The organism is Bacillus sp. NEAU-CP5 (assembly GCF_026420705.1).
Taxonomy (GTDB): domain Bacteria; phylum Bacillota; class Bacilli; order Bacillales; family Bacillaceae; genus Bacillus; species Bacillus velezensis.
In genome coordinates this window covers 894,658-914,012 of the sequence record NZ_JAPMOV010000002.1, presented here as the reverse complement: position 1 = coordinate 914,012, position 19,355 = coordinate 894,658, and the positions used below count along the sequence as shown (strand labels likewise).

Genomic DNA, 19,355 nt, shown 5'->3' with positions numbered 1-19,355 from the left:
CCTTTTTCAGGTGCTCTAAAAAGGTGAGTGATGTTTTTATGTTTAATGTTTTTGAACAACTAGATAAAAACGAAATTAAGTTCACTAAAAAAGAAATAGAAACCAAAGTCGCTATAATTGGAATAAGCTCGAGATTACCTAAATCAAATAACTTTAGAGATTTTTGGGGTAATTTGGTTAATGGAGTTGATTGTATTGGAGAAATAGATAGCCAGAGAAAAAAGGATTGCGATTATTTTTTTGAGAATAAAGGTATAGATACGAAAAAAATAAACTATCAGCAAATGGCTTTTGTAAACGATGTGGATAAATTTGATTACAAATATTTTAATATTCCTTATCAAGAAGCATCTTTGATGGACCCTCGTCAAAGATTATTTTTAGAGTCAAGTATTCATGCATTATTGGATGCAGGATACCCAGAAAAAAAAGTTAACGGAAGTAATATTGGTGTATACGTTGGTAGCAGTAATAGTGATTCAATATATAATTATGATAAGGTTATATATGATTCATCTATTCGAAATCCTGTAAGTATTGTTAATAATCTTCCTTCAATGATTGCTAGTCGGGTTTCTTATTATTTAGATTTAAAAGGACCTAGTATGACTCTAGATACTTCTTGTTCCTCCTCTCTTGTAGCAGTTCACGAAGCATGTAAAGCTATAATTCATAATGAATGTGAGATGGCTATTGCAGGGGGATGTAACTTAAATCTTATTCCTCTTCAGCATGAAGTAAGGCTCGGCATTGAATCGAGTACTTTTAGAACGAGGGCTTATGACAATGACTCAGATGGAACAGGATTTGGAGAAGGTATTATTACATTTATTTTAAAACCTTTATTCAGTGCTTTAAGAGATAATGATAACATTTATTCTGTGATAGAAGGAAGTAGTGTTAGTAATCAAGGGTTTTCTTTTGGGGTTGCTACTCCAAGCATTGAAGGACAGGAAAACCTTATTTCGGAAAATATTAGCAAGTCCAATATAGATATCAATGACATTTCGTTTATAGAAGGGCATGGAACAGGAACTGCAATTGGAGATGTAATAGAGATAGAAGCAATCAATCGTGCTTTCTCCGAAATTAACAAAAAAAATTATTTGCCTATGGGGTCTGTAAAAAATAATATAGGTCATTTATTAAGTGCATCCGGAGCTGCTGGATTATTAAAAAGCGTGCTTGCATTAAAAAATCAAATGTTTCCCCCAACGATAAATTATAATACTCCTAATAAAAATATAGATTTTAGTAACTCACCTGTGTTTATTAATACTGAGAAAGTAGAGTTACATAAAAAAGAATTGCTGTTAGGATGTATAAGTTCATTTGGTATGAGCGGAACTAATTGCCATATGATTATTTCTAATTACGACAAAAAAAGAACTATTCCAAATGAGGATTGTTTAGAGCCTCAAATATTCACATTTTCTGCAAACGATTTGGATACTTTAACTTTTCTATTAAGTGATTTATATAATTTTCTTCTTGAAGAGAATCTGATGCTACTAAGTGATATTGGATATACATTGAATTGCAGAAGAGATCATTTAGCAAATAGAGTGGCTATAATAGCATCATGTAAGGAAGATTTATTAGAAAAATTAAAAGAAGCATTAAATAAGATTCAACAAGGAAATAAAATTATTAAAGATAGTGAAATTTTTTTTAACGTTAGTGATATAACCTCTAATGTAAAAGAATTGTCTTTAGGAGATGAGTCTCAAGACGATTTAAGGCAAATTTGCAGAAGGTATATTATGGGCGGTGAAATAAGTTGGGACATGTATTATAAAGAACATAATCAAGTTGTTTCTTTGCCTGTTTTCACCTTTAAGAAAACTCGGTGCTGGTATAGTGAAGAAAAAATAGACTTTGTCTTAAATGACGATGTTATTTTAAATGAAAAAGAAAAAATTGTAGTTGAAACATGGGCAAAACTATTTGGCCTAAATAAAATAGACTTTTCTCAAGATATTTACCAAGTAGGTGGAGATTCCTTGAGCTTGGTAAGTATGTATCATGAAATAGAGTCGAAAATACCCAATATTTCATTAGAAGTGTTTATAGAAAAAGAAACATTAAATGAAATTCTAGATTACGTTAATGAAGCATCACAAAAAAATAATGAAACAGATGAATTAATTTTTGAAAAGAATAATTGTAAAGTTTATAAATTCTCGAATGGAATAAATAATTCAAACACGTATTTAATTTGTAATCGTCATAAGAGTATCCTTATTGATTCTGGAGTTAGTTTAGAATATTTAACAGAGTTCTGTGAAAGATTGAAATTGAATCGAATAGATTATATTGTTCTTACACATGCTCACTTTGATCATACTTATTCTGCAAATGAAATAAAAGAAAAATTCAATTGTAATTTCATAATTCATGAAAGAGAAATAAATTTTGCGAGAGATATCATAAATAATGGACTTGCCCTTCTTGGGAAAAGTTTTACGTTTGAAAGCGATGATATCCTAATTAAAGATAAATATACTGTTTTAAACATTGGAGATATTAGCCTCAAGATAATTCTCAGTCCGGGTCATACAACAGGTAGCGTATGCGTGCTTTATGACAAACTTTTATTTACAGGTGATACTATTTTTAAAGATAAAAAAGCAAAACCCGATAAAAAAACAGGAAATGAAGATTATTTAAAGAAATCCATTTCTTATTTAATTAATAATACTGAAGATAATACTATAATATGCCCTGGCCATGAAGATATTGCAACAATTTCATTTGTGAAAAAAAGAATTTATGATTTTTGATTTTATTTTATGAGGTGTTTAGATGTGAAGTTGGTGATTAGTGACAGTGTTTCGGATTTTTTTGATAAGATTTCTTCTCTGCTTTTCTTAAAACACGAAGGATTCTTCAAAGATTATAGCATTAAAATGGGTATAAAATTAGATAATGAATATTTTGTATTACTAGATGATCTTAAAAGAATAAAAGAGTTAGATAATGAGTTTTTAAATTTTTATTTTGGCAGCTTTTGCGACTACAAAGATGTTAGGAATGCAAATATTTTTTGTTTAGCCACAACATTTTTTAAAATACCACAAATTTATACGAAAGGTTTTTTTGAAATTATTGATTATTTGTCTGCAGTTACAGAAGAAGAGATAAGAAAAAATATTTTAGAGTCTCTAATTTATTTACAAGGAGATCTTAAAACCGAAACATCTACCCAACAGTATTTAAATGATAGGGAAAGTTTATTTGAGCTACTTAATAATCTAAATATAAAGCCCGAATACAAGTGGATCATATTTAAGGTAATGAAATCTCCTAAAACTTATGTAGATCAATTTTGCAATAAATTAATGTTGGTGAATGGTTATCTTAACGAGGCGATTTATAATTTAATTAAATTTAGAGATGAGTGGATGAATCAATTAAAAAACATAAATATGGATTTTCCAAAAAAGATAATCAGTACGTTAAAAGGTAAGGAATACTTATCTTGTAATTATATTAATATATATCCAACACTTTTACCTTACACTGCAACTATTACGAAAAGTGAAGATAACATTTATGTTGGACTGGGTTATAAAGTTGATGAAATTTTTGAAAATACATTGGAGAAAGCAGAGATTAATCACATCATTGATTTTTTGAAGCTTTTATCGGATAAAAGTAAGTTCAAGATATTAATCTTACTTAGTCATAAAAAAATGTATGCTAATGAGATTGCTGAACAACTAAATTTAACCAACGCAACGATTTCACACCATATGAGAATTTTGACATTGCAAGGTTTAGTTGAGAGTACGAGAAATCAAAATAAAACATACTATTATCTTAATTCTTCTAAATTTCATTCTCTTCTAAATGGATTATTAGGGAAATTTAAGTCTGCTTTAATTTTAGAGAAAGAGGAGTAAAATTAAGTGTATAAAACAGTTTATGATTTTATAGTTGATGCTGAAAATCGAGATGATAAAGGAATTACATTTATAAATGGATCCGATAATGAAGTATATATTTCTTATGCTCAATTATTTGAAAAATCCAGAAAAGTATTAGGTGTTTTGCAAAAAAAGGGTTTAAAAAAGAAAGATGAACTAATTATACTAATTGAGGATAATGAACAATTTATTAAAGTTTTTTGGGCGTGCATATTAGGTGGAATCATACCTATTCCTTTAAGTGTGGGGTATAATGAAGAGCATAAACAAAAAATACTTCGTATATGGAGTATTCTTAATAATCCTTATTGTATTTCTGATCAAAGAACATTACATTCACTTGAGAAAGTTGCGGATGCAGAAACTTATTCATCAATTGTAAAACACTCAATTTATTTAGATGAAATTAAGAATTCTAATGAAGTGGGTGAATTAATTTCCCCGAAACCAGAAGAAATTGCTTTTATTCAATTCTCTTCTGGTACAACTGGAAATCCTAAAGGTGTAATATTAACACATAAAAATCTTATTACTAATATATCAGCATTAAATGAGGCTTGGGAGACATCGGAATCCGATTCCTCACTAAGCTGGATGCCTTTAACTCATGATATGGGCCTCATTGCTATTCACTTAGCATCAACGTATAAAAAAATTCAACAATATATAATTCCAACCTCCGTTTTTATCCGAAGACCGACTTTGTGGTTATTGAAAACACATCAACACCGTGTTACACAATTATATTCCCCTAACTTTGGATATAAGTTTTTGTTGGATAACTACAAAAAAAATCAAATCTATAACTGGGATTTAACTTGTGTTAGATTATTAGCTAATGGAGCAGAACCGATTTCTACTTCTTTGTGCCAGAGATTTTTAGAGGAAATGAAACAATTCGGATTAAAATATGAAACCCTAAATACTGTATATGGTTTAGCTGAGGCTACAGTTGCTGTTAGTGTCCCAAAATTAGGAAACCCTTTTGTTCCTGTAACCCTTAATAGGGAAGCTTTAGAAGTAGGTCAAAAAATTCAAAAAACTGTTGAAGAAGAAGAGGGAATAACTTTTGTTGAAGTTGGCCCAGCTGTACGTCATTGTTCTTTCCGTATATGTGATTCTAATAATCACGTTCTGGATGATGATTTTATAGGTCATGTGCAAATAAAGGGGGAAAACGTAACGTCTGGGTATTACAATAATGAATCTGCTACCAAAGACGCTATAACTGCAGATGGATGGTTAAATACAGGAGACCTTGGGTTTATACATAATAATAGTTTGGTTATTACCGGAAGAACAAAGGATATCATTATAAAGAATGGCCAAAATTATTATTCACATGATATAGAGAGAGTAGCAGAGAATGTAAAGGATATTGAATTAGGTAATGTTGTGGCATGCGGGGTCCCGAATGAAACAAAGGCGGAAGAAGATATTGTGTTATTTGTAAAATGTAAGAAAAGTTACGATATTACAACAGCAGAGAAGGAATTGAAAAGAGAATTAACAAAACAATTGGGTTTGAATGTACATCAAGTTATACCTGTTAGGAAAATTTTCAAAACTACAAGCGGTAAAGTGCAACGTTCTAAAATGGCGGATTTTTATAAAGAGTTAATTCTGTCTTGATTAAGTTTTACATTTAATCGTATTTTATACCGTTTCTGTCTTGTGTATGAATTACCTGATATTTCTTGTGAGAATTTATTTGGAATAAGAAATACTATTGATATGACATTATCAATAGGAGGACTGTTTAATGGCAACAAGACAATCAGTAGATGAACATCTCCAAAGAAGCGAACAGGCGTATGAATTTGCGAATGAGCAATTTATGACCGCTTCGAAACAAGAGCATTATAATGATAATGAGTACAGTGAAGCGCAAATGATGCTTGAAAACGCCGTGAATGAATTAAACAAGCTGTCATTATCTGCGAATGATCAGCAAAGAGAGCAGCTTTACCGAATGAGATTGCAGCTGCAGACCTTGCAAAACAATATGATTTTGCAGCGTAATTTTGATTACTGACCGCGCCGTTTCAAATGGTTCAGCAAACCTGCCGGAATCCCGGCGGGTTTTTTTGTATTTCTTTTAAAAAAAGAATTGACAATAGGGCGGAGTGTGTTTATTGTATTACGTGTACTACTTGATGTAATACACATAAAACACTCGAAAAATGAAATCGACATATAAATGTTAAGCATAGGGAAGGGGAACTTTCATGAAAAACAAAAGATCCGTAAAACAAGATGTGCCTCTTATTATCGCCGCCTCGGTTTTGGCCAGCAGTCTGTTTGTCGTTCTTGTCGTCATCGGTTTTCAATGGCAGAACATTTAAAGAAAGAGAGCAGCTCGTAAAAGAAAGAAGGGAAGTAAATGATTCAAATCGATCCGAGAAGCTCAACTCCGATTTATGAGCAGATCATACAGCAACTGAAAGAGCTTTGTTTAAAAGGGATCATGAAGCCGGGGGATAAACTTCCTTCTGTCAGGGAATTGGCAACGATCATTATCGCCAATCCGAACACAGTCAGTAAAGCATACAAGGAGCTCGAACGCGATGGTGTCATTGAAACGCTGAGGGGAAGAGGAACGTATATATCGGAGAATGCAAAAACGACATTGGTTGAAGGGAAGATGACGATGATAAAAGAGCAATTGAAACAGCTCATCATCGATGCCCATTACGCGGGAGTTGAGCTGGAGAAGCTGCAGGAATGGATAAAGGAAATCAGCGCTGATGTGAAAGGAGGCAAGGATCATGATTGAATTGCGGAATCTCTCAAAAACGATAGACGGTAAAGAAGTGCTCAAGGATATTTCGCTCACCATCGGAAAGGGGGAAATTTTCGGGCTGCTCGGGCGAAACGGATCAGGGAAAACAACACTGCTCCGGCTCATTCAGCAGATTCTGCTGCCGGATCAAGGGACGGTTTTATTTAATCAGGTGGAAATAAAGCGGCATCCGAAAGTAAAACAGAACATCATTTATATGCCTGTTGAAAATCCTTTTTATGACAAGTATACATATAAACAGCTTGTTGCGATTGTAAGCAGAATCTATCCGAATTTTGATGTGACTTACGCCAATGAGCTGATGAACAGGTACGGCATTCCGGAAACGAAGAAATACCGTGAATTATCGACAGGCCTGAAAAAACAGCTTGCGCTCGTCCTTGCCTTTGCTTCACGCCCGGCACTTATTCTTTTGGATGAACCGACGGACGGAATTGACGCCGTAACGCGTCATGATGTGCTTCAGCTTATGGTGGATGAAGTGGCTGAACGGGAAACGAGCATTCTGATTACTTCACACCGTTTAGAAGATATTGAGCGAATGTGCAACCGGATCGGGTTTTTGGAAGGAAATCAGCTGACGAATGTGATGGACTTGGATGATATGAAGGAAGAGTACATGAAAATCCAAATGGCATTTGAAGAGGACGTCGCCTTGAAGATCAGAGAACAAAACATACCGATTCTCGACCATGCCGGTGTGTTTTATACGGTGCTGATTCAAAAGAACGATGAGAAGAAAAAGAACTTTCTGCAAGAGCTGCAGCCGAAAGTATGGAACGAACTTCCTGTGAACTTAGAAGAAGTCTTCATCGCGAAGTTTGGAGGGAACCGGAGATGGTAGACAGGGGATTGCTGTACAGGGAATGGATGCAGAATCGAACCATTCTCGTGATTGTCGGCCTTTTTTTAGCGGCGGTCAATCCGTTTGAAGTGTTAAATACCTATCTGGTCTATCAAGGCTGTCTTGACACCCCGGAAGCATATTGTAAGTTTTATGTGAATTCTCTGGAAAGCGGAATGCTGAACTTAAACTGGGCGCCCGCTGTGATTTTGGCGGTTTGCTTATTCGGACTGGAGCGCACAAAAGGTACGATTGATACGCTTTTCAGTCTGCCTTATTCCCGCGCTCAGGTGTTTCACACTAAATTTTGGCTCGGGGCGGCGGTCATTACCGGCGCTCAGGTGATCGGCTACGGGCTGGCTGAGCTGCTCATTCTTCTGTTAAAGCCTGAGCGCGTATATTTCTTCCATCATTACAGCGTCGGAGAGATTATTGTGAGTGTTTTGGCTTTTACATTGGTTGCGAGCGCGGGCTGCTTAACGGGGAATACGTTCGCCCAGCTGTTAACGGCGTTTGCCGTGTCGATAGCACCTTACCTGATTATTACGTTGCCGCTGTCCAATGTAGAAGTCATCTTCGGAGTCAGCATATATGAGCTGATGCCGTCAGTCGATGCTTACCTCGAAGTATACAATCTTTTTCAATACTTGAATCCGATCATGTACGTTAATACCGATTGGGTATCTGCCAGCAAGTATATATTAATCATTCCGGCAGTGATGAGCATTGTATTTTATGCCATCGGGTACTTTTGCTATGTCAGGCAGCCGGTGGAACGGAACGGCCGTTTTTTTCTCTGGAGACAGCTTGACCGGCCCATTCAGATTGTGGTGATCATAATCGCCGTTCTCGGTTTTGGCCTGGCGGGGTACTCGACGGGACATACGATGACAGGGTATGTGGCCGGGATGCTGGTCGGAGGAGCGATCGGATTTTTGGTCAGTTATTTTGTGATTTATAAAAAAACGAAGCATGTGTAAGAGAGGAGGACCGGAATGATACCGCGGGGATTGTTGTACACAGAATGGAAAAAAAATCAGTGGTTGTTTTTATGCAGCGGCATTCTTTTAATGGCGGCAAACCCTTTTATGGTTTATAACAACTACTCAACATATCAAGAATGTTTGAATAACCCAGCTCTTCAAGATTGTGAATTCGTTGTCAATTATACGAATGGGTCGCCTCTTTCCTTCAGCTGGGTTGTGAGTGTCATCATTGCTGTCTTCTTATTAGGCTTGGAACGGACAAAGGGAACGATGGATGCCTTGTTAAGCATGCCTTACAGCAGAGGCCAAATCTTTCAGACGAAATTCTGGCTCGGCGGGGCAGTCATTGTTGTTCCTCAGGCGATAGGCTATGGAGCGGCGTCATTGCTGATATCTTTGCTGAAACCGAGCCATACGTACGATTTTGATCATTTTTCAATCGGAATGATTGTCATCAGTTTTATGGCTTACGCCTTGTTAATGGCATCCGGCGCATTAACGGGACAGATATTCGCCCAGCTGTTAACGGCGTTTACAGTAACAGTTCTGCCCTTTTTACTCATCGGTCTGCCGGCCGCGAATTTGGAGGTCGTTTTCGATTTTAGTGTCGGAGATCAATTTTCTTTTATCAGCAGTTATATCGAATCCCGTCTTTTTATATTTGTAACCCCTATTGGATATGTGTTTAACGACTGGATCAGAGAAAGGGATTTGGTTTTAATCATTCCGATTGTGATGAGCCTTGTCTTTTATCTGATCGGTTATGTCAGCTTTCTGAAACACCCGAATGAACGGAACGGCAGATTCTTTCTTTGGAGAAAATTGGACCGTCCGGTGCAGATCTTGGTGATTGCCTTTGCCGTTATGGGTTTCGGCGTTTTCGGATATGGGGTCACAGACACGATGTTCGGCTATTTAGCCGGCATTATCTTCGGCGCGGTTATCGGGTTTTTCATCAGTTATTTTACGGTTTACAGGAAGTCAAAGCATATATAGATCTGTTTGAAAATGAACAGTTTGGAGGAAGGCAAGGTGCCGATTAGCGGTTTGCTTTATAAAGAATGGAAGCAGCGGCAGACGCTGCTGCTTCTTACAGCGGGGTTCTTAGCTATTTTAGGCCCTTTGGCAATTATAAATGAGTATTTTCACTATAAGGATTGTTTGAGTGCGCTTCATCAATATTCAGGTTCAGTTTGTACGTTCAGCATTGATTACAGCAATCGGAATTTGATTGGGCTGCATTTCATTCCTCCGGTTATGATGGGGCTTTTTCTGATAAGAGGAGGCCGGGCTGAAAGGATGTTTACACTGAGTCTTCCGTATTCGAGAAGCCGGATATTTCATACGAAGTTTTTCTTGGGAGCAGCCGTGTTAGCCGGCTCGCAGTTTGTTTCTTACGGAGTATCTGACATATTGTTTCTAGCGCTTAAACCTGACGCTGTCCATCATTTTCAATCGTTCAGCTCAGGGATGCTGGTCATCAGCTTGATGATTTATGCATTAGTGACAGCTGCCGGCACGATAACGGGCAATTTAGCGGCGCAGCTGATCACAGCGTTCACGGTTTCCGTCTTTCCGATCGTGGTTATGACGATTTACCTGTTAAACGCTGAGTTCCTTTTTGGCAGGCAGGCTGTGCCGGATATTGATTTCCCTTGGAGCGGGTTTCTGATCTATTTCATGCCTGCCGCTTACATCCATATATCATGGATGTATTACATGAAACACGCATTGTTAATCTCCGCATTAATGGGATTTTGTTTCTATCTATTCGGCTATGCGAATTTCCTGAAAATGCCGAGTGAACGAAGCGGACATTTTATCCTAAGCAAACACATTGAACGCACCATTCAAGTGCTCGTCATGGTGCTCAGTATGCTGGGAAGTGCGGGGGTATGCGGATATGCTTATAACGGTTCGTATACCGGTTACATATTCGGCATGCTTATCGGCGCGGTTATCGGGTTTTTCATCAGTTATTACTTCATCTATAAAAAAACGAAACAGATATAAGGGGGAGTGGTGTACGTGATAGAAGTACAGCATATTGATCATTCATTTAAAATCGGCAGGAAAGGCAGAGAGAGTGAGGTTCCGGTATTGAAGGATGTCTCTTTGACCGTTGAAAAAGGGGAAATCGCCTGTATCGTCGGGCGGAGCGGTTCCGGAAAATCAACACTTCTGAATTTAATATCCGGGTACATAGCGCCGACGAAGGGCCGTATCGTCATTAACGGCACTGATGTGACGGGCTTCAGTGAAAAAGAGTGGGCGCAGTTCCGCCTCGGGCATTTCGGCTTTATTTTTCAAAGTTTTCAGCTCATTCCAAGTCTGACAACCTATGAAAATGTTGAAATGCCGCTTGCCTTAAAAGGCGTCAAACCGTCTGAACGCAAGCAGAAAGTCGCGGACATGCTGAAACGGGTCGGACTTGAGAATCATGCGAATCATTATCCGAATGAGCTGTCAGGCGGCCAGCAGCAGCGTGTCAGTATCGCAAGAGCCCTGATTTTAAATCCGTCGATTATTTTAGCTGATGAGCCGACGGGAAGCCTTGATTCAGAAACGGAACTTGAGGTGCTTGCATTAATTCAGCAGCTGAACCGGGAGCGCGGGATTACATTTGTCATCATTACGCATGACGATGAAGTCGCTTCGATCGCGCATTCAAAATTCCAGCTGCATGACGGTGTATTAAAAGGGGGCGTTACTGTTGAGATTTAAGGATCAGATTCACTTTATCAGAAGAAATATGAAGAAAAACCGGCTGCGTGTTTTCATGACGGTGCTGGCGACGACAATGGCGTGCGCGTTTTTAGTGGTGCTGGCTTCCGTCGGATTCGGCATCCAAAAAACGATTACAGACATTACGATGAGCCAGCAGATTGTTACGGAAATCAACGTACTCGGCCAAGAAAACGGAAAAGCCGTGAAGAAATCAGACTTGGAAAAGTATAAAAATGTCAAGTCTGTCGTTGAGAGAACACAAGTGTATGAACCGAATAAAGCGTCATTGGGAAACCGAACAAATGAAGATTCAGCCATTGTGCTGACAAACATGAACGATGAAGTCAAAGCCAATATGGAGCTTGATCAGGGAAGGGTCGCCCGTACAGAGAATGAAATCGTGGTCGGCTATGATTTTGCGAAGAACCTATTGACGAAAAAAGAGGCTGACGCTTACGACAAAGAGTTAAAGGATCACCAAGGCGACATGTCGGAGGTGAAAAAACCAAAAGGCTATACGAAAGACCTGCTTAATAAAACGATACAGTTGAGCATCTCCAAAACAAACAAAGACGGAGACGTTGAGAAAACGAAAACGTACGACTTTAAAGTAGTCGGAATTACAAAAAAACCGTCCCAAGATTGGATGGAGGATACAAATATTTTTGTGAGTGATCAATTCAAGAAAGACTTCTCGACATTCTTGGATCTGAAGAATGGAAATGCGGAAAAAAGCATCAATGTGTATGCGGACAAATTCGATCATGTCGATCAGCTTACCCATGACCTCACGGATGACGGCTTTTATGTCAGATCTGTCACTACCGAGCTGAAGGGCGTCAATACCTTTTTCCTCGTCTTTAAAATCGGCCTGATCTTTGTCGGCTTTATCGCCGTCGTGATTTCTGCTATCGGTATTTTCAATACGATGACGATGGCGGTGACGGAACGAACGCAGGAAATCGGGATTATGAAAGCGATCGGCGCAAGCCCGTCCATCATCCGCAGAATGTTCCTGATGGAAAGCGCCTATATCGGGATATTAGGTTCTGTCATCGGGATTATCATTTCTTACGGAGTGAGTTTTGCCGTCAATCTGGCTGTGCCGGTTATCTTGGAAGCGGTAGGGGGAAACACCGGAGCTGAAGATCTTCATTATACCTTCTCCTATATCCCGCTCAGCCTCGTTGTGATCGCAGTTGTCATTTGTGCGGGGGTCGCGGTGATTTCCGGTATGAATCCGGCCCGCAAAGCGACAAAAACCAACGTTCTGACCGCATTAAGAAGAGAACTGTAAAGGAAAAAAAGCCGGCTGGACATCAGCCGGTTTTTCCTCTATTTATCAGAAAAGGGCGGATACCATGTTTCACATTTTGTTAATAGAAGATGATAACACTTTGTTTCACGAGATGAAAGAGAGATTAACGGGCTGGTCATTTGCGGTGCACGGAATAAAAGATTTCAGCCGGGTCATCCGGGAGTTTTCCGAAATCAAGCCTGATTTGGTGATCATTGATGTACAGCTGCCGAAATTTGACGGCTTTCATTGGTGCAGAATGATACGCTCCCAATCAAACGTGCCGATTCTCTTTTTGTCCTCGCGCGATCATCCCGCGGATATGGTCATGTCGATGCAGCTCGGGGCAGATGATTTTATTCAGAAGCCTTTTCACTTTGATGTGTTAATCGCGAAAATACAGGCGGTGTTCCGCCGTGTGCACCAATACGGCACAGAACCGGCGCTGATGAAAAGATGGTGCGGGGCGGTCATTGACACAGAAACCAACACGGTCAGCCGTAAAAACGGTTCGGTCGAGCTGACCAAAAACGAAATGCTGATCTTAAAACTGCTGGCTGAGCAGAAAAATAAAATCGTCAGCCGGGAAGAACTCATCAGAAGCCTATGGAATGATGAGCGTTTCGTCAGTGATAATACGCTGACGGTGAATGTCAACCGGCTGCGGAAAAAACTCGATCAATTAGGCATCGGGAAAATGATTGAAACCAAGGTGGGACAGGGATACATCGCAAAGGAAGAAGACGGTCTTTATGATTAAATCATTTCTGCTCGAAAGAAAAAGCTGGATCGCGATGTTTCTTTTGCAGCAGGCTGTGCTCCTTTTTGCGGCATATATTGATCCGTCTATTCCGTTTTTTTCGGTGCTGTATTTCGTTTACCTGTCGCTTCTTGTGTTTCTTGTATTTCTCTTGTTCCGCTATCGTAAAGAGACCGCCTATTATAAAAGCTTAAGAGAGTGGGACGCCAATTTAGACATGTCTTATCTTAAAGCGCCTGACAGTCCGTTTGAGTCTATCGTTGAAGAAAGCATTGAAGGGCAGACAGAGCAGTTAAGAAAAAGCTCACTTCACCTTCAGGCGGCTTCAGAGCATGAAAAGGACGATCTGATGTCATGGATTCACGAGGTCAAAACACCGCTGACAGCGATGCATCTCATGATTGAGCGTCTTGATGAACAGCCGCTGAAAGCCCCTTTGCTGTATGAATGGCTGCGGATTCACCATCTCCTGGACCAGCAGCTTCATCAGAAACGATTGTCCTTTATTGAAAATGATTTATCATTCCAGCGCGTTCAGCTCAGACCGCTCGTTTTCAAAGAAATTAAAAATCTGCAATCATGGTGCATACAAAAAGGGATCGGATTTGACATTCAGCTTGAATCACCGGGCGTACTCAGTGACGGAAAATGGCTTTCCTTCATCATCAGGCAGCTGTTAAGCAATGCCGTCAAATACAGTGAGGCGGATGACATTACCGTAAAAAGCTATGAACAAAACGGCCGGGTGCATGTGGATATCGAAGACCGCGGCATCGGCATCGAGCCCAAAGATCTTCCGCGCATTTTTGAAAAGGGATTTACCTCGACGCGAATGAGGCGAGATCACGCATCAACGGGGATGGGCCTGTATTTGGCTCAAAAAGCTGCGGCTCCTCTTCTCATCCGGATCAGCGTGCGCTCTGAGCCGGAAAGCGGCACGGTTTTTACCTTGGTGTTTCCGAAACAGAACGATGCCGTCAGCATGTTCAGCATGTGACAAAAGTGTCACATGCTTTTCTCTTTTGTTCGCTTAATCAAACGAAAAAAACGGCTTCTGTTTTTAAAATAAAGGTAACCAATGTAAAAGGAGAATCATAACGCGATGATTTTAGAAGCAGGCAATATCCAAAAAAGCTACGGAAACAAGCTGAATAAACAAGAGGTGCTGAAAGGAATTGATCTTCAGATTCACAAAGGGGAATTCGTCAGCATTATGGGCCCGTCGGGATCAGGGAAAACGACCCTTTTGAATGTGCTTTCCTCCATTGATAAAGTGAGCGCGGGCACCATTAAACTGAATGAGACGGAGATTACATCCATGAAAGAAAAACAGCTTGCCGAATTCAGAAAACGGCATCTCGGCTTTATTTTTCAGGATTATAATTTATTGGACACGCTGACCGTGAAGGAAAACATACTCCTGCCGTTATCCATTACGAAAATGTCTAAGAAAGAGGCGGACCTGCGATTTGCCGAGACGGCAGAGGAGCTTGGGATCTATGATTTGCGACATAAGTATCCGAGTGAAATTTCCGGCGGGCAAAAACAGCGGACGTCTGCCGCAAGAGCTGTTATTCACGAACCGGGCATTATTTTTGCTGATGAGCCGACCGGAGCGCTCGATTCAAAGGCTGCCATGGATTTACTGAATAAACTCAGCCATCTGAATCAAAAACGCCGCGCCACCATTGTGATGGTGACGCATGATCCGGTTGCCGCCAGCTATTCCGGCCGTGTGGTTTTCATTAAAGACGGCCGTGTGTATACACAGCTGAATAAAGGCGGCCAGGACAGACCGGACTTTTTTCAGGATATTATGAAAACGCAAAGTGTATTGGGCGGGGTTCAGGCATGAGTATTCATCATTTGATCTTCCAGAATCTGAAAAAGAATATGAAAAACTATTACCTTTACGTTTTTGCGCTGGTGTTCAGCGCCGCCCTTTATTTCGCATTTGTTACGATGCAATACGATCCGGCGCTTGATGAAATGAAAAGCTCCATAAAAGGAGCGGCGGCAATCCGGGCCGCCTCTGTACTGCTTGTGGCGATCGTGTCGGTATTTCTTTTATACGCTAACACCATTTTTATTAAACGGCGCGGCCGGGAAATCGGCTTATTCCGATTAATCGGCATGACGAAAATGCACATTTTCCGCATACTCAGCACAGAAAATTTCATTTTGTATTTCGGATCGATTTGGATCGGTATTTTTGCCGGCTTTTCTCTTTCGAAATTATGTATGATGATGCTGTTTCATACAGTCGGTGTGAAAGCCTCTGTCTCACTGTTTTTTTCAAGCAAGGCGCTCGTTCAGACGTTAATTGTGTTCGGGGCAATTTACCTGCTGATTATGGTGATGAATTACTTATTTATTAAACGGCAAAGCATTTTGTCTTTATTTAAAACCGCGTCATCGTCAGAAAGCGGCATAAGACGGCTTTCTTGGGTGCAGATGTCGATCGGCGTTGTCGGTATTGCGGCCATTATCGCCGGCTATGCCGTGTCCGCGGATTTATTCGGAGGCAGTTTTACGAGCATGAATGAACTGTTTTCGGCCATGGTGTTTATTCTCGGCTCGGTCATTATCGGAACTTATCTGTTTTATAAAGGTTCGGTCAGCTTTCTGGCAAATCTCATCCGAAAATCAAAAGGCGGGTATCTGAATGTCAGTGAAGTGCTGTCTTTGTCATCCATCATGTTCCGGATGAAGTCAAACGCCGTGCTGCTGACGATTATTACGACTCTTTCGGCGCTGGCAATCGGTTTGCTGTCTTTAAGCTATATTTCGTACTATTCCGCGGAAAAATCGGCTGAGCAAAATACTGCCGCGGACTTTGCGTTTGATAACCAAAAGGAGACTGACTCATTTACCGCTTTATTGAAGAAAAACGGAATTGAACACAAAGTGAAAACAATCAAGACCATTCAAGCCGGTGTCAATATGAAGAACATCATAAACGGCGATATGAAAAGCTTTCAACAAGACCCGTCCAGCTTGGCGCTGCCGATTATAAGCGAGAAAGACGCAGAAGGGACGGAGCTTTCTGACGGAGAAGCCGTGTTTACCGGATATAATGATATGATGAAAAGATTTCTCGACCTGAAAACGTCAGGTTCCATTGATATAAACGGCAAAACGGATAAAATACCGCTGGCGTATAAGGGCTTGAAGAACGACTTCCTCCTGTCATATACATTTACAAGCGGAGGGCTGCCGACCGTTATCGTCACGCAGCAGGTATTTGATCGGATCGAGAAAGATATCGACCCGTCCATTCAGGGAAAATCAAATCGGTTTTTCGGCATTACACTCAAACGTGAAGAGGACATCCAAAAAGCTGATGGCCTGTTTCAGGCGCAGCACTATTCAGATGGCGCGCTTTCGCAATTTGAAACGGCTGACACGCAAAAGAAAAACATGGGGCTGATCATGTTTATTGTCGGCTTTTTGGGATTGACCTTTCTGATCACCTCAGGCTGTATCCTTTATTTTAAACAAATGGGCGAGTGTGAGGATGAGAAGGCTGATTACACGATATTGCGGAAGCTCGGCTTCACAACGGGAGATCTGCTGAAAGGCATCCGCCGGAAGCAGGCGTATCATTTCGGGATTCCGCTCGTTCTCGGGCTGTTCCACAGCTATTTTGCCGTTCAGTCAGGATGGTTTTTATTCGGAACGGAAGTGTGGACGCCGATGATCATCGTCATGGCGCTGTATACGCTGCTGTACTCCATCTTCGGCATGCTGTCGGTGCTATACTATAAAAAGGTCATTCAATCCGCCTTGTAAAACAAGTTGAGGAGCCTCCGCATAAGCGGAGGCTTTTTTTGTATGAATAGAAGAAAGCGATTTTTAAAAGAATAGACATACGTCATTTTTTCGCGCGGGGGAGCCTTATGCAGAAGTATTTTCAATTGAAATCTGAAACAGGGGCCTTTCATCTTTTTTCCAAGGAACACATTTTCACGCTGTTGATCATCGGATTGCTGGGGGCGGGCGTGATCGTATTCCGGAAAAAGCTCAACCACGGCCGGTCGAATTGCGTTTTCCGCTATGTACTGTTCATTCTCCTTGCCGTGTCGCAGATCAGCTATCATATATGGCTGCTATGTCATCATGCCTGGTCGCTGAAAACAGCTCTGCCGCTGCAGCTGAGCGACCTTTCCGTCTATTTGGCGATGCTGATGGTCATGACAAAAAGCAAAAAACTGTTCGCCTTCCTCTATTTTGCCGGTTTGGGCAGCGCTATACAGGCGATGGCAACACCTGATTTAGGGGCGTATTCTTTCCCTCATTTTCGGTACATCGTGTTTTTCGTCTCCCACGGGTGTGTTTTTCTTACCTGTCTATTCATGGCCGCTTCAGAAAGGTACAGGCCGTCGGCGCGCGGGCTGTGGGTATCGGTGCTGATCGTAAATCTGTACGGGGCGTGTGTCTTTTTTATTGATCGTGTGCTGAATGCAAATTACCTATATTTAATGAAAAAGCCGAAGACCGCTTCGCTTCTGAATGTTTTCGGACCTTGGCCGTGGTATCTTCTATCAATGGAAGCGGCGGTGATATTGAGCTTTTTCATTCTGTATATTCCGTTTTGGCTGCTGAGGAAAAGAGCGTGAGGCCGGCCTGTTTTTGTGAATCCAATCATTTGTAATTTTTTCAACATTCGGGCATTATTTTTTTCAGATTCTGATGTTGAAAAAAGACGTCCGCGGCGATAGAATGAATGTGCTATGATAACGTGTTCGATACGGAGCCGCGGCTTGCGGTTTCCGTTTTTTCATGGGGTTTTTTATAGAGAGAGGGGGATCGGTATGCCGCGCGCTTTGAAGATATTAATCATCGGAATGTTTATCAATGTGACGGGCGCATCTTTTTTGTGGCCGCTGAATACGATCTATATTCATAATCATTTAGGGAAATCGCTGACTGTTGCGGGGATTGTTCTGATGCTGAATTCCGGTGCCAGTGTGGCGGGGAATTTATGCGGCGGATTTTTGTTTGATAAAATCGGCGGATTCAAATCCATTATGCTGGGCATTATGATCACATTAGCTAGTCTTCTCGGACTCGTTCTGTTTCACCAATGGCCCGTTTATATTTGGCTGCTCACCGTTGTCGGCTTCGGTTCCGGTATCGTGTTTCCGGCCAGTTATGCCATGGCGGGAGCGGTATGGAAAGAAGGCGGGCGGAGAGCTTTTAATGCGATCTATGTAGCTCAGAACGCAGGTGTCGCCGTGGGCTCGGCACTCGGCGGGATGGTTGCGGCGTACTCGTTTACGTACGTGTTTTTAGCCAATGCTTTGCTGTATGTGCTGTTTTTCCTTATCGTATTTTTCGGGTTTCGAAATATCAAAACCGGAAATGCGAGCCAGGTCTCTGTTCTGGACTACGAGCCTGTCAGCAGCAGAACGAAATTTACGGCGCTTCTCATATTGAGCGGCGGGTATGTTCTCGGGTGGATTGCCTATTCGCAGTGGTCCACAACCGTTGCGTCACATACTCAAAGCATCGGTATGCCGCTTTCATTATACAGTGTGCTTTGGACCGTAAACGGAATATTAATTGTCGCCGGACAGCCTCTCATAGGAGCTGTTCTGAAAAAATGGTCCGGTGCGTTAAAAACGCAGATGGTCATCGGCTTTTGTATTTTTATCGTCTCGTTCGGCGTGCTTCTCAGCGCCAAGCAATTTCCGATGTACCTCACCGCAATGGTGATTTTAACCGTCGGAGAAATGCTTGTCTGGCCTGCCGTGCCTACCATTGCCAATCAGCTTGCGCCTAAGGGGAAAGAAGGGTTTTACCAAGGATTCGTCAACAGTGCGGCGACGGGCGGCAGAATGATCGGGCCGCTCCTTGGCGGCGTGCTGGTTGATCAGTACGGCATGAGCGTGCTGCTGTTGATTCTGATGGTGCTTCTTGTTGTCAGCATCGCAGCGACGGTGCTGTACGACAAACGCCTGAAAACCGTTAATAAACAAAACGTCCAAGTGCGATGACGACATAAAA

The 19,355-nt window shown here is 41.0% G+C and carries 17 protein-coding genes; all 17 read left to right on the top strand.

Going from position 1 to position 19,355, the window contains the following annotated elements:
• Positions 1-23 precede the first annotated feature (23 nt).
• The 17 genes from OTK50_RS09695 to OTK50_RS09610 all read left to right on the top strand — a co-directional run bounded on the left by OTK50_RS09695 (position 24) and on the right by OTK50_RS09610 (position 19,345).
• Entirely contained in the window at positions 24-2,783 is a 2,760-nt protein-coding gene (locus tag OTK50_RS09695; protein WP_130570677.1) for a beta-ketoacyl synthase N-terminal-like domain-containing protein, read from the top strand.
• Positions 2,784-2,792: 9 nt separating this feature from the next.
• Positions 2,793-3,905 (top strand): ArsR/SmtB family transcription factor, encoded by a 1,113-nt coding sequence (locus tag OTK50_RS09690; RefSeq protein WP_088461237.1) that lies wholly within the window; start codon positions 2,793-2,795, stop codon positions 3,903-3,905.
• A 6-nt stretch (positions 3,906-3,911) separates the two neighbouring features.
• Positions 3,912-5,561: an AMP-binding protein gene (locus tag OTK50_RS09685; RefSeq protein ID WP_130570678.1), complete on the top strand. Its 1,650-nt coding sequence runs from the start codon at positions 3,912-3,914 to the stop codon at positions 5,559-5,561.
• Between the two features lie 130 nt (positions 5,562-5,691).
• A complete protein-coding gene (locus OTK50_RS09680) occupies positions 5,692-5,964 on the top strand; it encodes a YtzC family protein (RefSeq protein ID WP_003152272.1) in 273 nt (90 codons plus the stop codon).
• A gap of 348 nt (positions 5,965-6,312) precedes the next feature.
• A complete protein-coding gene (gene ytrA, locus OTK50_RS09670) occupies positions 6,313-6,705 on the top strand; it encodes a GntR family transcriptional regulator YtrA (protein WP_003152275.1) in 393 nt (130 codons plus the stop codon).
• The gene (locus tag OTK50_RS09665) at positions 6,698-7,576 is read left to right on the top strand and encodes an ABC transporter ATP-binding protein (protein ID WP_003152276.1); all 879 of its coding nucleotides are present in this window, start codon (positions 6,698-6,700) and stop codon (positions 7,574-7,576) included. Before ytrA ends, OTK50_RS09665 begins: the two co-directional genes overlap by 8 nt.
• Positions 7,570-8,556, top strand: coding sequence for an ABC transporter permease subunit (locus OTK50_RS09660; protein ID WP_088461239.1), 987 nt, complete (start codon positions 7,570-7,572; stop codon positions 8,554-8,556). The genes OTK50_RS09665 and OTK50_RS09660 overlap by 7 nt, the downstream gene beginning before the upstream one ends.
• A 15-nt stretch (positions 8,557-8,571) precedes the next feature.
• Complete coding sequence (locus tag OTK50_RS09655; RefSeq protein WP_224223748.1) at positions 8,572-9,558, top strand: ABC transporter permease; 987 nt, start codon at positions 8,572-8,574, stop codon at positions 9,556-9,558.
• 36 nt (positions 9,559-9,594) lie between these two features.
• Positions 9,595-10,575, top strand: a complete 981-nt coding sequence (locus tag OTK50_RS09650; protein WP_224223747.1) for an ABC transporter permease — start codon at positions 9,595-9,597, stop codon at positions 10,573-10,575.
• A 15-nt stretch (positions 10,576-10,590) separates the two neighbouring features.
• Positions 10,591-11,286, top strand: coding sequence for an ABC transporter ATP-binding protein (locus tag OTK50_RS09645; protein WP_007408816.1), 696 nt, complete (start codon positions 10,591-10,593; stop codon positions 11,284-11,286).
• Positions 11,276-12,586 carry an ABC transporter permease gene (locus tag OTK50_RS09640; protein ID WP_224223746.1) on the top strand — a complete coding sequence of 437 codons (1,311 nt, stop codon included), beginning with the start codon at positions 11,276-11,278 and terminating at the stop codon, positions 12,584-12,586. Before OTK50_RS09645 ends, OTK50_RS09640 begins: the two co-directional genes overlap by 11 nt.
• 64 nt (positions 12,587-12,650) lie before the next feature.
• The gene (locus tag OTK50_RS09635) at positions 12,651-13,346 is read left to right on the top strand and encodes a response regulator transcription factor (RefSeq protein WP_014418686.1); all 696 of its coding nucleotides are present in this window, start codon (positions 12,651-12,653) and stop codon (positions 13,344-13,346) included.
• Positions 13,339-14,343, top strand: coding sequence for a sensor histidine kinase (locus OTK50_RS09630; protein ID WP_224223745.1), 1,005 nt, complete (start codon positions 13,339-13,341; stop codon positions 14,341-14,343). The genes OTK50_RS09635 and OTK50_RS09630 overlap by 8 nt, the downstream gene beginning before the upstream one ends.
• 105 nt (positions 14,344-14,448) lie before the next feature.
• Positions 14,449-15,201, top strand: a complete 753-nt coding sequence (locus OTK50_RS09625) for an ABC transporter ATP-binding protein (protein ID WP_224223744.1) — start codon at positions 14,449-14,451, stop codon at positions 15,199-15,201.
• Positions 15,198-17,138, top strand: coding sequence for an FtsX-like permease family protein (locus tag OTK50_RS09620; RefSeq protein ID WP_224223743.1), 1,941 nt, complete (start codon positions 15,198-15,200; stop codon positions 17,136-17,138). Before OTK50_RS09625 ends, OTK50_RS09620 begins: the two co-directional genes overlap by 4 nt.
• Before the next feature lie 107 nt (positions 17,139-17,245).
• On the top strand, positions 17,246-17,965 hold the full coding sequence (locus OTK50_RS09615) for a TIGR02206 family membrane protein (protein WP_044801530.1): 720 nt from the start codon (positions 17,246-17,248) through the stop codon (positions 17,963-17,965).
• A gap of 195 nt (positions 17,966-18,160) precedes the next feature.
• Positions 18,161-19,345, top strand: coding sequence for an MDR family MFS transporter (locus tag OTK50_RS09610; RefSeq protein ID WP_045208546.1), 1,185 nt, complete (start codon positions 18,161-18,163; stop codon positions 19,343-19,345).
• Positions 19,346-19,355 lie beyond the last annotated feature (10 nt).

Bases quoted from the DNA above. Each gene is read 5' to 3' on its own strand.
- OTK50_RS09690 (WP_088461237.1), top strand. From the start codon at position 2,793: ATGAGGTGTTTAGATGTGAAGTTGGTGATTAGTGACAGTGTTTCGGAT.
- OTK50_RS09680 (WP_003152272.1), top strand. From the start codon at position 5,692: ATGGCAACAAGACAATCAGTAGATGAACATCTCCAAAGAAGCGAACAG.
- ytrA (WP_003152275.1), top strand. From the start codon at position 6,313: ATGATTCAAATCGATCCGAGAAGCTCAACTCCGATTTATGAGCAGATC.
- OTK50_RS09665 (WP_003152276.1), top strand. From the start codon at position 6,698: ATGATTGAATTGCGGAATCTCTCAAAAACGATAGACGGTAAAGAAGTG.
- OTK50_RS09660 (WP_088461239.1), top strand. From the start codon at position 7,570: ATGGTAGACAGGGGATTGCTGTACAGGGAATGGATGCAGAATCGAACC.
- OTK50_RS09655 (WP_224223748.1), top strand. From the start codon at position 8,572: ATGATACCGCGGGGATTGTTGTACACAGAATGGAAAAAAAATCAGTGG.
- OTK50_RS09635 (WP_014418686.1), top strand. From the start codon at position 12,651: ATGTTTCACATTTTGTTAATAGAAGATGATAACACTTTGTTTCACGAG.
- OTK50_RS09630 (WP_224223745.1), top strand. From the start codon at position 13,339: ATGATTAAATCATTTCTGCTCGAAAGAAAAAGCTGGATCGCGATGTTT.
- OTK50_RS09625 (WP_224223744.1), top strand. From the start codon at position 14,449: ATGATTTTAGAAGCAGGCAATATCCAAAAAAGCTACGGAAACAAGCTG.
- OTK50_RS09620 (WP_224223743.1), top strand. From the start codon at position 15,198: ATGAGTATTCATCATTTGATCTTCCAGAATCTGAAAAAGAATATGAAA.
- OTK50_RS09615 (WP_044801530.1), top strand. From the start codon at position 17,246: ATGCAGAAGTATTTTCAATTGAAATCTGAAACAGGGGCCTTTCATCTT.
- OTK50_RS09610 (WP_045208546.1), top strand. From the start codon at position 18,161: ATGCCGCGCGCTTTGAAGATATTAATCATCGGAATGTTTATCAATGTG.